The sequence below is a fragment of the Amycolatopsis sp. EV170708-02-1 genome (genome assembly GCF_022479115.1).
Classification (GTDB): Bacteria; Actinomycetota; Actinomycetes; order Mycobacteriales; family Pseudonocardiaceae; genus Amycolatopsis.
Genome location: NZ_CP092497.1, coordinates 8,839,702 through 8,854,671, shown reverse-complemented (window position 1 = coordinate 8,854,671; position 14,970 = coordinate 8,839,702). Strand labels below are relative to the sequence as shown.

At 68.7% G+C, this 14,970-nt stretch carries 18 protein-coding genes; 13 read left to right on the top strand and 5 right to left on the bottom strand.

Annotation, left to right across the window (positions count from 1 at the left end):
- Nucleotides 1–27: 27 nt before the first annotated feature.
- The 5 genes from MJQ72_RS40590 to MJQ72_RS45250 all read left to right on the top strand — a co-directional run bounded on the left by MJQ72_RS40590 (nucleotide 28) and on the right by MJQ72_RS45250 (nucleotide 3,434).
- Nucleotides 28–792, top strand: coding sequence for an ESX secretion-associated protein EspG (locus tag MJQ72_RS40590; protein WP_240596175.1), 765 nt, complete (start codon nucleotides 28–30; stop codon nucleotides 790–792).
- A 143-nt stretch (nucleotides 793–935) separates the two neighbouring features.
- Nucleotides 936–1,412 (top strand): hypothetical protein, encoded by a 477-nt coding sequence (locus MJQ72_RS40585; RefSeq protein WP_240596174.1) that lies wholly within the window; start codon nucleotides 936–938, stop codon nucleotides 1,410–1,412.
- A gap of 6 nt (nucleotides 1,413–1,418) precedes the next feature.
- Nucleotides 1,419–1,970 carry a DUF3558 domain-containing protein gene (locus tag MJQ72_RS40580; protein ID WP_240596173.1) on the top strand — a complete coding sequence of 184 codons (552 nt, stop codon included), beginning with the start codon at nucleotides 1,419–1,421 and terminating at the stop codon, nucleotides 1,968–1,970.
- 10 nt (nucleotides 1,971–1,980) lie between these two features.
- The gene (locus tag MJQ72_RS45255) at nucleotides 1,981–2,583 is read left to right on the top strand and encodes a hypothetical protein (protein WP_396426912.1); all 603 of its coding nucleotides are present in this window, start codon (nucleotides 1,981–1,983) and stop codon (nucleotides 2,581–2,583) included.
- Nucleotides 2,580–3,434, top strand: a complete 855-nt coding sequence (locus MJQ72_RS45250; RefSeq protein ID WP_396426911.1) for a hypothetical protein — start codon at nucleotides 2,580–2,582, stop codon at nucleotides 3,432–3,434. Before MJQ72_RS45255 ends, MJQ72_RS45250 begins: the two co-directional genes overlap by 4 nt.
- A 114-nt stretch (nucleotides 3,435–3,548) precedes the next feature.
- Here MJQ72_RS45250 and MJQ72_RS40570 read toward each other — a convergent pair whose 3' ends face one another.
- Genes MJQ72_RS40570 through MJQ72_RS40560 form a run of 3 tightly spaced genes read right to left on the bottom strand, consistent with a single transcriptional unit; the run spans nucleotide 3,549 to nucleotide 6,235 of the window.
- Nucleotides 3,549–4,457, bottom strand: coding sequence for a glycosyltransferase (locus MJQ72_RS40570; RefSeq protein WP_240596172.1), 909 nt, complete (start codon nucleotides 4,455–4,457; stop codon nucleotides 3,549–3,551).
- The gene (locus MJQ72_RS40565; protein ID WP_007030631.1) at nucleotides 4,454–5,278 is read right to left on the bottom strand and encodes an ABC transporter ATP-binding protein; all 825 of its coding nucleotides are present in this window, start codon (nucleotides 5,276–5,278) and stop codon (nucleotides 4,454–4,456) included. The genes MJQ72_RS40570 and MJQ72_RS40565 overlap by 4 nt, the downstream gene beginning before the upstream one ends.
- Before the next feature lie 3 nt (nucleotides 5,279–5,281).
- The gene (locus MJQ72_RS40560; protein WP_240596171.1) at nucleotides 5,282–6,235 is read right to left on the bottom strand and encodes an ABC transporter permease; all 954 of its coding nucleotides are present in this window, start codon (nucleotides 6,233–6,235) and stop codon (nucleotides 5,282–5,284) included.
- Between the two features lie 145 nt (nucleotides 6,236–6,380).
- On the opposite strand from MJQ72_RS40560, the gene MJQ72_RS40555 reads away from it, so the two are divergent.
- Genes MJQ72_RS40555 through pseI form a run of 4 tightly spaced genes read left to right on the top strand, consistent with a single transcriptional unit; the run spans nucleotide 6,381 to nucleotide 9,028 of the window.
- Nucleotides 6,381–7,010: a hypothetical protein gene (locus MJQ72_RS40555; protein ID WP_026467231.1), complete on the top strand. Its 630-nt coding sequence runs from the start codon at nucleotides 6,381–6,383 to the stop codon at nucleotides 7,008–7,010.
- 35 nt (nucleotides 7,011–7,045) lie between these two features.
- A complete protein-coding gene (locus MJQ72_RS40550; RefSeq protein ID WP_191255996.1) occupies nucleotides 7,046–7,486 on the top strand; it encodes a hypothetical protein in 441 nt (146 codons plus the stop codon).
- A 3-nt stretch (nucleotides 7,487–7,489) separates the two neighbouring features.
- Nucleotides 7,490–7,942, top strand: coding sequence for a GNAT family N-acetyltransferase (locus tag MJQ72_RS40545; RefSeq protein WP_240596170.1), 453 nt, complete (start codon nucleotides 7,490–7,492; stop codon nucleotides 7,940–7,942).
- A gap of 30 nt (nucleotides 7,943–7,972) precedes the next feature.
- Nucleotides 7,973–9,028 carry a pseudaminic acid synthase gene (pseI, locus tag MJQ72_RS40540; protein ID WP_240596169.1) on the top strand — a complete coding sequence of 352 codons (1,056 nt, stop codon included), beginning with the start codon at nucleotides 7,973–7,975 and terminating at the stop codon, nucleotides 9,026–9,028.
- Nucleotides 9,029–9,269: 241 nt separating this feature from the next.
- On the opposite strand, the gene MJQ72_RS40535 is transcribed toward pseI, so the two are convergent.
- Nucleotides 9,270–10,403, bottom strand: coding sequence for a DegT/DnrJ/EryC1/StrS aminotransferase family protein (locus MJQ72_RS40535; RefSeq protein WP_240596168.1), 1,134 nt, complete (start codon nucleotides 10,401–10,403; stop codon nucleotides 9,270–9,272).
- A complete protein-coding gene (gene pseB, locus MJQ72_RS40530) occupies nucleotides 10,396–11,379 on the bottom strand; it encodes a UDP-N-acetylglucosamine 4,6-dehydratase (inverting) (RefSeq protein ID WP_240596167.1) in 984 nt (327 codons plus the stop codon). Before pseB ends, MJQ72_RS40535 begins: the two co-directional genes overlap by 8 nt.
- Before the next feature lie 49 nt (nucleotides 11,380–11,428).
- On the opposite strand from pseB, the gene MJQ72_RS40525 reads away from it, so the two are divergent.
- Genes MJQ72_RS40525 through MJQ72_RS40510 form a run of 4 tightly spaced genes read left to right on the top strand, consistent with a single transcriptional unit; the run spans nucleotide 11,429 to nucleotide 14,964 of the window.
- Nucleotides 11,429–12,175 (top strand): cytidylyltransferase domain-containing protein, encoded by a 747-nt coding sequence (locus tag MJQ72_RS40525; RefSeq protein ID WP_240601548.1) that lies wholly within the window; start codon nucleotides 11,429–11,431, stop codon nucleotides 12,173–12,175.
- Nucleotides 12,172–13,140 (top strand): spore coat protein, encoded by a 969-nt coding sequence (locus MJQ72_RS40520; RefSeq protein WP_240596166.1) that lies wholly within the window; start codon nucleotides 12,172–12,174, stop codon nucleotides 13,138–13,140. The genes MJQ72_RS40525 and MJQ72_RS40520 overlap by 4 nt, the downstream gene beginning before the upstream one ends.
- The gene (locus MJQ72_RS40515) at nucleotides 13,137–14,714 is read left to right on the top strand and encodes a hypothetical protein (protein ID WP_240596165.1); all 1,578 of its coding nucleotides are present in this window, start codon (nucleotides 13,137–13,139) and stop codon (nucleotides 14,712–14,714) included. The genes MJQ72_RS40520 and MJQ72_RS40515 overlap by 4 nt, the downstream gene beginning before the upstream one ends.
- Nucleotides 14,715–14,718: 4 nt before the next feature.
- A complete protein-coding gene (locus MJQ72_RS40510) occupies nucleotides 14,719–14,964 on the top strand; it encodes a hypothetical protein (RefSeq protein WP_240596164.1) in 246 nt (81 codons plus the stop codon).
- Nucleotides 14,965–14,970 lie beyond the last annotated feature (6 nt).

Genomic DNA, 14,970 nt, shown 5'->3' with positions numbered 1-14,970 from the left:
GACAAGACACCCGCGGGGGAAATGGCGATGCCGCATTCGTTCTCGTTGTCGCTGGCGGCGGTGGACATCCTGCTCGAACACGGCCGGTTCGGGCCGGCGCCCGTCCCGTTCGAGATCCCGCACATCGGCACGACGACCGATCAGCGCGCGATGGTGCGCGAGGCCGTCTTCCGCGATCTCGAAGGCCGCGGCCTGATGCGCGGCGGCAGGCTCGACGCCGACGTCGAACTCGCGATCGCCACGTTCGCCAACCCGCAGCTCGCCGTCTGGGCGGTCGCGCAGATGGACAAGGACAAGCAGCTGTTCGCGCGGGCGGCGACGAACGGGCAATTCGCGGTCGTCGTACGCCAGGACGAGAACCTGCTCGTGTTCGAGGAGACCAGGCCGACCGCGATCGTCGCGTCGATCGTCGACCTGCTGCCGCTCACCCCGGCGGGCCCCGGGCAGTCGGTCACCATCGCGAAGCCGGCGAGCGCACCGAAGCGTCCTCGGAACGACGACGCGTACGACCCCTTCGCCAAGGTCAGCGGGCCGCGGTCGCACGGGTCGAATCCGCAGCAGCGGCAGGTGGAGCGGATCTTCGAGAAGCCGAAGACACGGGTGGGCCAGTTCAGCGTGTACATCCGCGGCGGCCAGGTCTTCCCGCCGCTGGCGTGGTTCGACACCGAAGCCGGCCGCTTCATGATGACTTCGCGCCAGGCGGCCGACGGGCAAAGCTGGCTGACCTACGCTCCCGCCGACAACGCGAGGATCGCGCAGCAGCTGTATGCCCAGCTCGAAGGGCAGTTCTGAAACACGGGGAACCAGGGTGACGCCCGTTTCGTCACAGTTTCGGAGATCTTCGGCGATCGGTGAATCACCGTCGCGCTGAGTGCCCGGCTAGTAGACTGCCGGGCGATACGCACGGGCGAGCAGACGAGGCAGTGGGGCGGGCGATGGCTTTCGAAGCGGACGGCGGACAGGCGGCACCGGACTTCTCGATCGGTTCCGCCATGGGCGCGGCGGCCAACTACGTCGCGATGGGCGGCCTGAACGCGGCCGCGATCGCCAAGGTGAGCGCGGAGACCCAGAAGCTGGTCTCGGCCGCCAAGAGCGGCGGCTTCAAGATCACCGCCGAAGGTGTCAAGCCGCTTCTCAAAGCGGTGCGCGACATGACGAAAGAGCTCAACAGCCTGGAAGGCAAGACAGTCCATCTTTCTCAAGCACCGCAACTCGGCGACCACCCGTACGGCAGGGCCGTCGCCGCTCACGACCACAAGGGTGCCGCTCAGGCGGCCAATTCGGCGAGCGCGGTGCTCGGTCAGTTCAAACAGGTGGTCCTGGATACCGAAGAAGCGCTGTTGCGCGCCTCGGGCCAGTACGAGAAGAAAGAACACGAAACGGTCGAGGCGCTCGATCGGCTCAAGAACTGAGGCGGAATGAAGAAGCTGCTCCTCGTACCGCTGACCGCGGCCGCGTTCGTGCTCGCGGCCTGTTCCACCGAAAAGCCGGGTACTCCCTCCGCGGCGCCGTCGTCGCCCGCGCAAGGCGGCGAGTCCAGCGCCCCGACGACGGCCACCGGTGGTGCCGACCCCGCGTCGATCGATCCGTGTTCGCTCGTCGGCGCCGCCGATCTCGCGTCGTTCGGCACTTTCGAGCCACCCGTCCCCGAGAACGTCGGCGGTGCCCGCGTCTGCGAGTTCACCAAGGACTCCCAGACGGCGGCCGACAGCGTCACCCTCAGCCTCGGGGTTCGTGACAAGCAGGGTGTCGACAGTGTCGTCGACGGCGGGAACGGCAAGACCACCGGCAACGTCAACGGACGCAAGGCCGTGCTCGTTCCGAAACCTCCCAGCAGCTGTCTGATGGCGCTCGAAATCAGCGCCTCGGCGCGGGTCGACCTCGTGGTCGTCAGCACGGATCCGGAGAAGTCGTGCGGGATGGCGGAGAAGATCGCCGACATCGTCGAACCGAAGCTTCCGAAGGGCTAGGGGGACCAGGATGACCAGCAACAAGGCTCAGATGACCGAGCAGGAGTACGTCGCCGGTCTCTCGCCCCAAGCCCGGGACCAGTACTACCGGGACAAGGCGAGCGGCGAGGGCGGCGACGGGCCGTTCGGCATCTTCCAGCGGTTGATCGCCCAGGGCAGGGCTCAGCAGCAGTCCGAAGACGTCGGCAACAAGACCGTCGACGAGCTGACGAAGAACAAGGACGTCAAGTACGTCGAGGGGCTCGAGCCGCCGAACGGCGACTACCTCGGCTACGACCACGAGAAGCTCGAACAGTTCGTCAACAGCAACCTGAGCGTCGAACAGGTCTCCGAGGTCTCGACCGCGTACCACGAGATCCACAAGGCCTTCGACACCTTCTCGAGGACGATGGACCAGGCCGTCACCGCCTCGCAGGGCACCTGGGAAGGTGACGCGGCGGGCAACGCGCAGGGCTATTTCAAGAGCCTCAGCAAGTGGTCGGAGACGAACTCCCAGAACGCGAAGCTCGCCTCCGAAACGATCTACGACCAGGGCACCGCGGCTTCCACCGTGAAGAACACGATGCCCAAACCGATCCCCTTCAGCTGGAAGGAAGAGGTCGGGGGTGGATGACGTCGAACCCGTTCAACCTCGGCGACAACATCGACAAGTCCATCCAGAAGCAGAAGGACAGCCAGGAGGCCCACACTCAGGCGGCCTCCGCCATGAACAGCTACGACAAGTCCTTGTACGAGGCCGCGTCGAAGCAGCCGGTGTTCGCCGAGCCGCCGAAGTTCGGCGCGGGCGGCGGTGGCGGTATCGACGATCCGGGCAAGCCGCAGCCGTACCAGGTTCCGCCCGGCTCGAACACGCCCGGCTCCAACAACCCCGGCAACACCTACATCCCGCCCGGCAGTGGTGGCGGGGGCAGCGGTGGTGGCGGAGGCGGCGGTGGCGGCTACGGCTCCAACCTGCCCGGTCCGGGCAGCACCACGGGATCCGGGAGCCTCCCGTCGGGTACGACGCCGTCCGGCTTCCAGAACGGCCCGGCGCCGATCACCACGCCCGGCCCCAACAACAACACCGCGATGCCGATCAGCCCGATGCCGATGGCGCCGCCCATGATGGGCGGCATGGGCGACTCGGACTACAACAGCCGGACCGGTCGCGGTGGCGGCGGAAGCGGGTTCGGCCCCGGTAGCGGCGGTGGCTCCACGCCCGGTTCGGGTTCCGCGTCCGGCGCGGCCCGCCCTGGCGGTATCGGCGCCGCCGAAGCGGCCGCCGGCCGCGGTATGGGCGGCCTCGGCGGTGGCGCCGCCGGCCGCGGCGGTCCGGGGATGGCCGGCGGTATGGGCGGCCGCGGTCAGCAGGCGGACGGGGACGAGGACACCGAGCACCAGCGTCCGACGTACCTCGTCGAGGGCGACCCCGACGAGGTCTTCGGGACCGACATGCGCACCGCGCCGCCGGTCATCGGCGAGTAGACGGACGTGTGTCGCGAAAGCCACTTTCGCGACACGTTCGTGAGCCGACGTGGTTTGGTGAGACGGACAGAAAAGAGGCCCCTCGCGCGAGCGAGGGGCCTCTTTTCGTGGAGCTCAGTAGCGGTAGAACTTCTCCTTGCGGCCCTGGCGAACCAGCTTGAGCCACTGCAGGAAGGCCTTCGGATCCCGCTTCACACCGACGAAGTACAGGCCGAACCGCAGCACTTCGAGCGCGCCGATCTTGCGCATGCCCGGCTGGGACAGCAGATACCCGCGGTTGCGGTAGGTGTAGTAGCGCTTGACCTCGTTCTCCGGGTCCTGCGCGTGGAACCGGCCGCCCAGCATCGGCTTGAATTCGTCCGAACCGTCCGGGTGCAGGTACGCGGTCTTGAGCGAGGTGCCGAACGGCAGCCCGGAGCGCACCAGGCGCCGGTGCAGTTCGACCTCGTCGCCGCGGAAGAACAGCCGCAGATCCGGCACGCCGACGACGTCCAAAGTAGACGCCCGGAACAACGCGCCGTTCATCAGCGAGGCGATCCCCGGCAGGAAGTCGACGCCCAGCTCCGACGACGAACGCTTCCAGGTCAGCCCGCGCCGCAACGGGAACGCGAGCTTGTCCGGCGCCTCGATGTTGGACACCACCGGGGAGATCTCGGCCAGATCCCGCTTCTCGGCCTCGTCCAGCAGGATCGCGAGGACGTTCTCGTCGGCGGGACGGCCGTCGTCGTCGGCCAGCCAGATCCAGTCCGCGCCAAGGGAAAGCGCGTGCAGCATGCCGAGCGCGAACCCGCCCGCGCCGCCGAGGTTGCGGTGCGAAGGCAGGTACGTGAAGGGAAGCGGGTAGTTCTCGACGATGTCCCGCGCCGACTTGTCCGGCCCGTTGTCGACCACGACGAGGTGGTCGACCGGCCGGGTCTGCGCGGCGATCACCTTGAGCGAGTCCGCGAGCAGTTCCCGTCGGTGGCGCGTGACGACCACGCCGACGACGGCGCCTTCGGGTAACTGCCGGGTCTCGCTGGTCATCCTTGGCCGCCGTTCGTCGTCGCCACCGGCTCCGGCTCGATGCCGAACCGCTCCAGCGTCTCCTTGCTCATGTTCTCGAACGGGTCGCGCCCCTTGTAGCCGGTGAGAACGTCGCGCAGCGAACCGCGCTGCTTGACGTGCCCCTCGTCCATCCAGATGGCGGAGTCGCAGAGCTCGAAGAGGAACTCGTCCGAGTGGCTGGCGAACACCAGGATGCCCGAGCGCTTCACCAGCGCCTTCAGCCTGTCCTTGGCCTTGTTGAGGAACGCCGCGTCGACCGCGCCGATGCCCTCGTCGAGGATCAGGATCTCCGGGTCGATCGAGGTGACCACGCCCAGCGCCAGGCGCACCCGCATACCGGTCGAGTACGTCCGCAGCGGCATCTGCAGGTAGTCGCCGAGTTCGGTGAACTCCGCGATGTCGTCGACGCGGGCTTCCATCTGCTTCGCGGTCATCCCGAGGAACAGGCCGCGGATGATGATGTTCTCCAGTCCGGAGATCTCCGGGTCCATGCCGATGCCGAGGTCGAAGACCGGCGCGATCTTGCCGGAGATCTTCGCCGAACCGCGGGTGGGCTCGTAGATACCCGAAAGCAGCCGCAGCAGCGTCGACTTCCCGGCGCCGTTGTGGCCGACGAGGCCTACGCGGTCGCCTTCCTTCAGCTGGAGCGTCACGTCGTGGAGGGCTTCGATGATCGGCACCTTGGTCTCGGTGCCGATCTTGCCGCCGACCTTGCCCAGCACCTTCTTCTTCATGGAGCGGGTCTTCGCGTCGAAGATGGGGAAGTCGACGTAGGCGTTGTGCACATCAATGCTGACCATCTGTCACACCCAATAAGAGACGCGGGAACGGTAATTGCGCATCGCGACCAGCGCGAGGATCCAGCCGACGACGGTGAAGCCGAGCACCACGTACCAGCTGTTGATGCTGACTTCCTGACCGATCAGTGGTGCGCGCACGATCTGGATGAAGTGGAACAACGGGTTGCCGTGGACGAACGGCAACGCCCATGAGGTGTCGACCCGGGCACCGCCCGCCATCAGCTGGTCGACCGGCCACACGATCGGCGTCATGTAGAACAGCAGCTGGATGATCGAGCTGATCACCTGCGGGATGTCGCGGTAGCGGGTCGAGATGATGCCCAGCAGCAGGGTGACCCAGCCGGCGTTCAGCGCGAGCATGAAGAAGCCGGGGATCGCGGTGAGCGAGTACCAGCCGATGCCGGGGTGGCAGATGCCGGAGAAGCCCGGATCGCAGTTGCCGGTGTTCAGTGAGTACGGGTGGTTGAGCGCGGTGAAGAAGATCGCGACCACGATCACGTAGACGATCAGGTTGTGCATCAGCATCAGGGTCTGACGCCACACCGTGCGCAGCACGTAGACCGACAGCGGCGCCGGGAGCTGTTTGATCAGCCCCTCGTTGGAGATGAACGTCTCCATGCCCTCGGACAGGCAGCCGCTGATGAAGCCCCAGATGATGAACCCGGTGCTGATGTAGGGCAGGAAGGTCGCCGTCGGCATGTGGAACAACTGCGAGTACAGCAGGCCCAGGCCCAGCGCGATGACACCCTGGCTGATGGTGATCCAGAACGGGCCGATCACCGAGCGGCGATAGCGCTGCTTGATGTCCTGCCAGCCGAGGTGTCCCCACAGCTCTTTGGCGGCGAAACCGGTCTTGATATCGGCGAACGCGCGCGAAAAGGTCTTGCTGTCCGAAATCGGCGGAACCGAGGTCGGCGCAGCACCGTCGGCGGCGTGAACCGTGCTGGTGGCATGCACGGGAACGAGGGTACCGATGGGGCCGATGATGCCTGGGGCGCCCCGTCCCGACCACGGAACGCTACCGTCGGATTCGAACCCGAACGCGGTGCGTGTGCTGGTACTTTCTGCCCTCATGACTGCTGCACTCGGCGACGCGAGCCTGATGGTCAATCTGCTCGCCGCATACGCCGACCGGCCGGAGCCCCGTTCGGTGGCCGTGGTCGGGAATCAGCCGCTTCCGCCGGACCCTCGGCGGGCGAAGGCCATCGACGCGTGTGACCTCGTGATCCGCGTCAACGGCTTCGTCGTCGACGAGCCGGGCGGCCCCGAGGCGGTCGGCAGCCGGGTGCACGTCGTGGTGTTCAACCGCGCCGTCCGCGCCACCAAGCACGTCTTCCGTGACTACCGCAAGCGGCTCTACCTGCTGGTCGAGCCGGGCCGGATGCACTGGGAACCCGAAGACATCCCTGGCTGGTGGCCCGGCGACCTCGGCTACGTGCCGGTGCCGAACCGCGAGGTCGTCCTGCCGCTGTCCGACGCGCTCGGGCTGCCGAGCCGCGAAGAGGGCCTGTGGTCGACCACCGGGACGCTGGCCGCCTGGATCGCGCGCACGTCGTTCCCGCACGCCACGCTGGTCCTGTCCGGGTTCTCGTTCATCGACGACCCGGCCCAGACCCACTGGGAGCACGCCGCGGGCGACTCCTGCATCGTCGGACCCGAGCACCGCATCGCCGCCGAGGGCAGGCTGCTGGACTCGTGGACGAAGACCGGCGAAACCGAACTCCTGCGCTGAACTCCCAGCCAGCCCATCCCGAGAAGGACCACCCCATGGCAGTGCAGAAACTCCGCAGCGGCGTGATCGGCCGGATCGCCCGGCTCATCGACTTCCGGATCGACGAGCGGCTTCGCGACCTCAACGGGCGCGTCAACGACCTCGAACACGCCACCGCGGACCACCGCCGGCGGCTCGACGGCGCCGAGAGCGGCCTCGAGCACGCCCGCGGCGACTTGCGCTGGACCCGCGCCGAGCTGGACCGCCTGATCCCGAGCGTCGCGGCCCAGGAGGCCCAGCTGGAGGATCTGCGCGAGTCGCTGTCGCTGCCGGTGCACGCGGACAAGCCCGAGCTGGCCGAGGCGCGCAGCCTGATCCAGGAGATCCAGCGCCAGCACGCCCAGATCCGCGTCCGGCTCGCCGGGATCGCCCGGTACGAGGACCGGCTGCGCCGGATCGAGGACCGCCAGCGCGACACCATCGAACAGACGCAGTGACCCGTGCTGGCTCGTGAGGCCACGGAGGCCGACGCCGGGTTGCTGCTCGCCTGGCGGAACGATCCTCGTACGCGTCAGGCGTCCCGTTCGACCGGCGTGATCACGCTCGACGAGCATTCCGCGTGGCTGCGTGGAGTGCTGGCGTCGCCGGACAGGGTGCTGTACGTCGTCGAACTCGACGGGATCCCGGTCGGCACCGTCCGGTTCGACCGCGAGGACGAGGGCGTCTGGGAGGTCAGCATCACCCTCGCGCCGGAAAGCCGGGGCCGCGGATTGTCCGCTTCGGTGCTGGCGGAGGGCGAGCGCGCCTTCACCGCCGGTCACCGGGTGCGGGCGGTGGTCGCGGCCGTGCACCGGGACAACGCGGCGTCGGCCGCGCTCTTCGACAGGGCCGGATACGCCGAGACCGCGCCTGCCGTCGACGGTTTCCGGAAGCTGCGTAAGACTGTGTCCTGACCAGACCGTCGTCAGGGAGGCGTTTCGTCCATGTCAGCACAGGAAGTCCGGATCGGCGCGCACCGCATCGGGGCCGGGCATCCGCCGTTCGTCATCGCCGAAATGTCCGGTAACCACAACGGCGAGCTCGCCAGGGCACTGGAGATCGTCGACGCGATCGCCGAAACCGGCGCGCAGGCGGTCAAACTGCAGACCTACCGGCCGGACACGATCACGATCGACGTGGACGCCCCCGCTTTCCGGGTCAGCGACTCGCATTCGCTGTGGGGCGGCGAGAATCTCTACAAGCTTTACGAGCGCGCCCACACGCCGTGGGAATGGCACGAGCCGCTGTTCGAACGCGCCCGCGCTCGTGGCCTGGAGATCTTCTCCAGCCCGTTCGATCCCACCGCCGTCGAGCTGCTGGAGTCGCTGGACGCGCCCGCGTACAAGATCGCGTCGTCGGAGATCGTCGACCTGCCGCTGATCGAACTGTGCGCGAAGACCGGCAAGCCGCTGATCATCTCGACCGGGATGGCCAGTGTCGCCGAGATCGACGCGGCCGTCCGGACCGCGCGCGAGGCGGGCAACGACCAGCTGATCGTGCTCGGCTGCACCGCCAGCTACCCGGCATCGCCCGCCGAGAGCAACCTGCGTGGCCTGCCCGTCCTGGCGGGCGTGACCGGGACGCTCGTCGGCCTGTCCGACCACACGCCCGGCATCGGCGCCCCGCTCGCGGCCGTCGCGCTCGGCGCCGTCGCCATCGAGAAGCACGTGACGCTGGCCAGGAGCGATGGCGGTGTCGACTCGGAGTTCTCCCTGGAGCCCGCCGAACTGGCGGCGCTGGTCACCGAATCGCATCGTGCTTGGGAGGCGCTGGGCGCGGCGGTGATCGGGCCTCGCGAGAGCGAGAAGGAAGGCCTGCGGCTACGGCGTTCCCTCTACGTCGTCGAAGACGTGCGCGCGGGGGACACCGTGACGCGGGAGAACGTCCGCTCGATCAGGCCGGCCGGTGGGCTGGCCCCCGCCGAGATCGTGAACGTGCTCGGCCGCACTTTCTCCTCGGATGTCCCGAAGGGCACCGCGCTCACCTGGGCCCTGATCTAGCCCCACCGCGACTCGTGCTCGCCCGGCGATTTCACGTGACCCGATGGACGCCACGCGTGATCTGACGGACGACACGCGTGACTGGATGGACGACACGCTCGCGGCCGGGGCTATGGCGCGAGTCGTCCTCCCGGTCACGTGTGTCGTCCATTCCAACACGTGTGTCGTCCGTCCAGTCACGCGAAACCGCCACCCGTGCACCGGTGGGACGTAGCTAAGACACGTTCGGGCCTAGCCGTCCTTAGCCGAAGAAGCCGTGGACCTCGTCGATGACGCGGTCCACGTCGGCGTCGGTCAGCGCCGGGAACAGCGGCAGCGAAAGCTCCTGGCTGTAGTACAGCTCCGCGTTCGGGCACATCCCGCGCCGGTAACCGAGGTCTTCGAACACCGGATGCCAGTATGCGGGGATGTAGTTGACCTGTACGCCGATTCCCTTGGCACGCAAGTGATCGAACAGCTCGCGGCGGCGTCCTTCGAGGACTCGCAGCGGGTACAGGTGCCACACCGGATCCGCGCCTTCGCGCACGGCAGGCGTCAGCACTCCGTCCAAAGAGGACAGTGCGGAAGTGTAGCGCGCGTGGATCTCCGCACGCCGCTTCTTGAACTCGGCGAGCCTGCGCAGCTGGCTGCTTCCCAAGGCGCACAACACATCCGGCAACCGGTAGTTGAGGCCGAACTCGTGCACCTCCTGGTGCCACGCGCCTTCGTCCGGATACCGCTGGGCCGCCTTGTCGCGCACCAGACCGTGATTGCGGAAACCCCTCGCACGCGCCAGCAGCTCGTCCGAGCCGGCGACCACCGCGCCGCCTTCGGCCGTGGTGAGGTTCTTGGTGGGGAAGAAGGAGAACGTCGTGAGGTCGGCGAGCGAGCCGACCGGCCTGCCCTGCCAGCTTCCACCGACGGAATGCGCGGCGTCCTCCAGCAGCAGCGCGTCGTTGTCGTGCGCGATCCGGCCGAGCTCGTCCAGTTCGGCGGGGTGGCCGGCGTAGTCCACGGCCGCGACGACCTTGGTGCGCGCGGTGACGGCCGCCGAAGCCGCCGCCGGGTCGAGGTTGCCGGTGTCCGCCTCGACATCGGCGAACACGACCTTGCCGCCGAGCAGCGCGGCCGTCGCGGCGGTGGCGACGAACGTCATCGGTGAGGTGACGACCTCGTCGCCAGGGCCGACCCCGGCCGCCGCGTACGCGACGTGCAACGCGGCCGTGCCCGATGTCACGGCCACCGCGGGCGTGCCACCGGTGTGCTCGGCGAGGTCTTCTTCGAACCGCGTGACGGCGGGGCCGGTGGTCAGCCAGTCGCCGCGCAGCACCTCGGTGACGGCGGCGATGTCCTCTTCCGAAACGGACTGGCGGCCGTAGGGCAGGAAGTCAGCCATACTGCTCGACCAGGTCGCGCAGCTCGTCCGCGTCGAGCCACAGGTCGTTGGTGTCCGAGCGGTAGGCGAAGTTCTCCGGCACGGCCTCGCCGCCGGTCGGCGGTTCGTAGCCCCAGCCCGCGATATGCGGCTGGACGACGTACCGGTCGCTCAGGCGCACGGTCCGGCGGGCGTCGTCGGGGGCAATCATCTCTTCGTGCAGCTTCTCGCCGGGGCGGATGCCGACCTCGTGCATCGGCGAACCGGGCGCGATCGCCTGCGCGAGATCGACCAGCCGCATGCTCGGGATCCGCGGCACGTACAGCTCGCCGCCGTTCATCTGGTCGAAGGAATCGATCACGAACTGCACGGCCTGCGGGAGCGTGATCCAGAACCGGGTCATCTCCTTGTGCGTGATCGGCAGCGACTCGCCCTTGGCCGCGAGCGCGCGGAAGAACGGGATCACGCTGCCGCGCGAACCCATCACGTTGCCGTAGCGGACCACGGAGAACCTGGTCGGATGCGTCGCGGCGTAGTGGTTCGCGCTGATGAACATCCGGTCGGCGCACAGTTTCGTGGCGCCGTAGAGGTTGATCGGGCTGGACGCCTTGTCCGTCGACAGCGCGACGACCTTCTTCACACCGGTGTCGATGGCGGCCTCGATGACGTGCTGCGAGCCGACGACGTTGGTCTGCACGAACTCGAACGGGTTGTACTCACCCGTGTCGACCTGCTTGAGCGCGGCGGCGTGCACGACATAGTCGACGCCGTGCATGGCGCGCTCGAGGCGGCGGCGTTCCCGGATGTCGCCGATGAACCAGCGCAGCCGCGGGTCGTTGTCGAACTGCTGCCGCGCTTCGTACTGCTTGAGCTCGTCGCGGGAGAGCACGACCAGCCGTCGCGGGTTCAGCTCGGCCAGGGCGTAGGTGATGAACGCCTTGCCGAACGAACCGGTCCCGCCGGTGAGCAGGATGCTGGAGCCATCCAGCTCGGACATCGTCGACCTCCGCGTTTCGGTGCTGTTGCCGCAGGACATCATGTCACCCATGGATCCAGACCCCGGGGCCCACGTGGTCAACGCCGTCATCCAGGCACGCGCGTCGTCCACCCGGCTCCCTGGCAAGGTGCTCCGCCCGTTGGCGGGCCGGAGCGTCCTCGGCTGGGTGGTCCGTGCCGCCGCGGCTTCGCCGGGGATCGACGACGTGGTGGTCGCGACCTCGACGGAGGCCGACGACGACGCGGTGGCCGAGGAGGCCGCCCGGCACGGTGCCCTGGTCGCCAGAGGGCCGCTCGACGACGTCCTCGCGCGTTTCGCGGTCGCTGTCGAGTCGTACCCGGCCGACGCCGTCGTGCGGCTCACCGCGGACTGTCCGCTGCTGGATCCCCGCCTCATCGGTCAGCTCGTGGCGCAGTGGCGTGCGCAGCCGTCGCTGGACTATCTGAGCACCGTGCTCGTGCGGACCCTGCCGCGCGGTTTCGACGCCGAGCTCGTGCGCGCCGGAGTGCTCGCCGAACAGATCGAGACGGCCCGGGGCGCCGATCGCGAGCACGTCACTTCCGGCGTCTACGCGAACCCGGAGCGGTACTCGTGCGCCGGGATCGTCGTCAGCCCGCCCGCCGACGACCTGCGCGTGACCTTGGACACCGTCGAGGACTGGTCGGTCATCGAAGCGATCGTCGCCGAGCTGGGCGACCGTGTCGGCGACTGGCGCGAGGTGGTCGCGGTGCTGCGGTCCCGGCCAGAGCTGGTGAAGCTCAACGCGCACGTCGAGCAGAAGAAGGTGGCCAGGTGACCCGGCTGCTGCTTCGTGCCGATGCCTCGCCGTCGATCGGCGCCGGCCACGTCTCGCGCATGGTCGCCTATGCCGAACGCGCCGTCGCGCGCGGCTGGGAGGTCGTGTTCGCGGGCCGGGTGGACAACGCCGAATGGCTGGCCGCCCGGTTCGGCGAGCTCTCGGTCCCGGTGGTGCCGTCCGCGCTCTTCGAGGGCTTCGACGCGGTGGTCGTCGATCACTACGGCCTCGGCGAACTGCGTGAGGAGGTCAACGCCGCGGGCGCGCTGCTGGTGTCCATCGAGGACGACGTCTTCGGCAGGCGCGCGGCGGACCTCGTCGTCGACTGCGCCTTCGAGCCGATGCCGCGTCCTGAGGACGGCTCAGGGGAGTTGCTGCGCGGCGCGCGCTACGCGCCGCTGAGGGAAGCCGTCGTCCAGGCGCGGGAAAAGCGGTCCCAAGGCCCAGGCGGAGACCGGCCGCGGGTCACCGTCGTGCTGGGAGGCGGCGCGGAATGGGCCGAAACGGTTAGCGCGCTCTTACGGGCCCTTCGCGACACTCGGGAGCCGTTCGAAGCCGACGTGCTCGTACGTGGTGAGCCGACCGTGCCCGAACCGCTGTCCGGTCAGGAGTTCCGGATCGCGCCGCCGGGGCCGGGCCTGCTCGATCTGCTGGTGGAAACGGACGTGGCGATCAGCGCGGCGGGGGTGACGCTGCTCGAACTGTGCTGCCTCGGGGTGCCCACCGCCGTCGTCCGGCTCGTGGAGAACCAGGACGCGGGATATCGCGCGGCACTCGATCTCGGGCTGGCGGCCGGGCTGGGGAGCGCGGACGCACTCGATGGCCGAGCCGTCGAGACGCTCAGGGGGTTGCTGTCGGACCCGGCGACGCGTAACGGTCTTTCCGGGACTTCGATGGCTCTTGTGGACGGGCGAGGAGTCGACCGGGTACTGGATCGGCTGGAGAAGACGAGGATGGCGGAATGACGACCACGGCGGAGCGAAGCGAGGCCGACGCCGTCCCCGAACGGAAACCGCGTCGAGGGCTTCTCGCCGTCTTGCTCGGTTTCGGCGCGCTCTTCCTCGCCGGGTGCTGGGCGGCGTGGTTCTTCACCATCGACGACGCCTTCATCACCTTCCGGTACTCGGGGAACATGGCGGACGGCCACGGTCCGGTGTGGAACGTGGGGGAAGACCCGATCGAGGGCTTCACGAACTTCCTCTGGATGCTCTGGCACGTCCCGTTCGCCCTCGCCGGTCTGCCGTTGGAGACCGTCGCCAAGGTGACGTCCGTCGTACTGGGCGGCTTGATCCTGGTGATGCTGGTCCGCGCCGGGCATCGCGCGGCGGGCGTTCTCGGCGCGCTCGTGGCGGGCGGCGCGCTGCTGCTGTTCGTGCCGACCTACTTCCACGTCACCGCCGGCCTGGAGACCATCGCGTTCGCCGCGGTCGTGCTGCGCGCCGCCATCGTCGGCGTGGACCTCGTCCAGGGCCGCACGGTGCGTGACTGGGAGCCGCCGCTCTTGCTGCTGCTCGCCGGGATGATCCGGCCTGAAGGTGTCCTCGCGACCTTCCCCGCCTTCCTGATCTGGCTGTGGCTCGGGCGCGGGCGACGGCGGACCTGGGCGCTCGCCGCCGCGGTCCTCGTCCTCGGCGGCGGCTACTTCGTCTGGCGGTGGACGTACTTCGGGCATCTGTTCCCGAACACCTTCTACGTCAAGTTCGGCAACCTCGACGCCGGATCGGTCTGGCTGGAGACCACCGCCTGGCTCGTTCTCCCGCTGCTGGCGCTGACCGCCTTCCTGCTGTTCCGGAAGGCGAGCAGGGGAGCGGGCCTGGTGCTTTCCTCGGTCGTCCTGCTGACCGGCATGACCTACGCGGTTTCCGGGCCGACCATGGACTACATCCACCGCTTCGCCTTCCACGCCTTCCCCGTGCTCTGTCTCGGCGCGGGGCTGGCCATGGCGCACCTCGGCCGCCGGTGGATCGCCGCGGTGTCCGGCGCGGTGGCGGTCGGCTGGGTCGCCGTCACCGGTGCCCAGTCGACGGATCTGCCGGTGATCGCCAACTACGGGCCCGACCTGCAGCGCGCCCACGTCGCCATCGGCAAGGGTCTCGCGAACGCCCAGGTGCCGGAGGCGGCACGGAGCCTGGCGGTCTCCGACGCGGGGGCGATCCCGTACTACAGCGGCTGGAAGTCGATCGACTACATCGGACTGAACGACGAGGCCATCGCGCACGGCGCCTCGCCCACGGACGTCGTCAAGGCCGTCCGCCCGACGGTCATCGTCGTCACCGCACGCGGGCCCGGCGCCACTCCCGGCTGGGCGTACGGCCTCGTCGTTCCCGACGCGGCGCGCGACTATCAGCTGGTCGCGGACGTCCAGATGCGCGAGGGCTACTTCCAGGAGGTCTTCGCGCTGCCCGAGCACGCCGCGCGGATCCGTTCGGCGCTCGACGAGTCCGTCGGCGAGGCACAGCGCCGGAACGATCCCGGCCGGTACGAGGACACCATCGACCGCTGGCTCGACCGTCTGCGTGCCCAGCTGCCGGGAGGATGAGGGCATGCGGGTCAGTGCGGATTTCCGGGCCCGTCTTCTGGAGCTCGTCGCCGCGGGTCTGACCATCTTCGAGATCCGGCCCCTCCTCGCCGCGGAGCTCGAGCGGGGTGTCTCGCGAGAAGCGCTGTACCAGGAACTGCTCGACACGATCCTGTTCCTCCGTGAGCAGGGCCGGGAGACCGAAGAAGATCGCGTCGGGGATGTCGCGGATCTGATGTCGGATTGGGTTCCTCGGGAACATCGTTTGTAGCCCCGT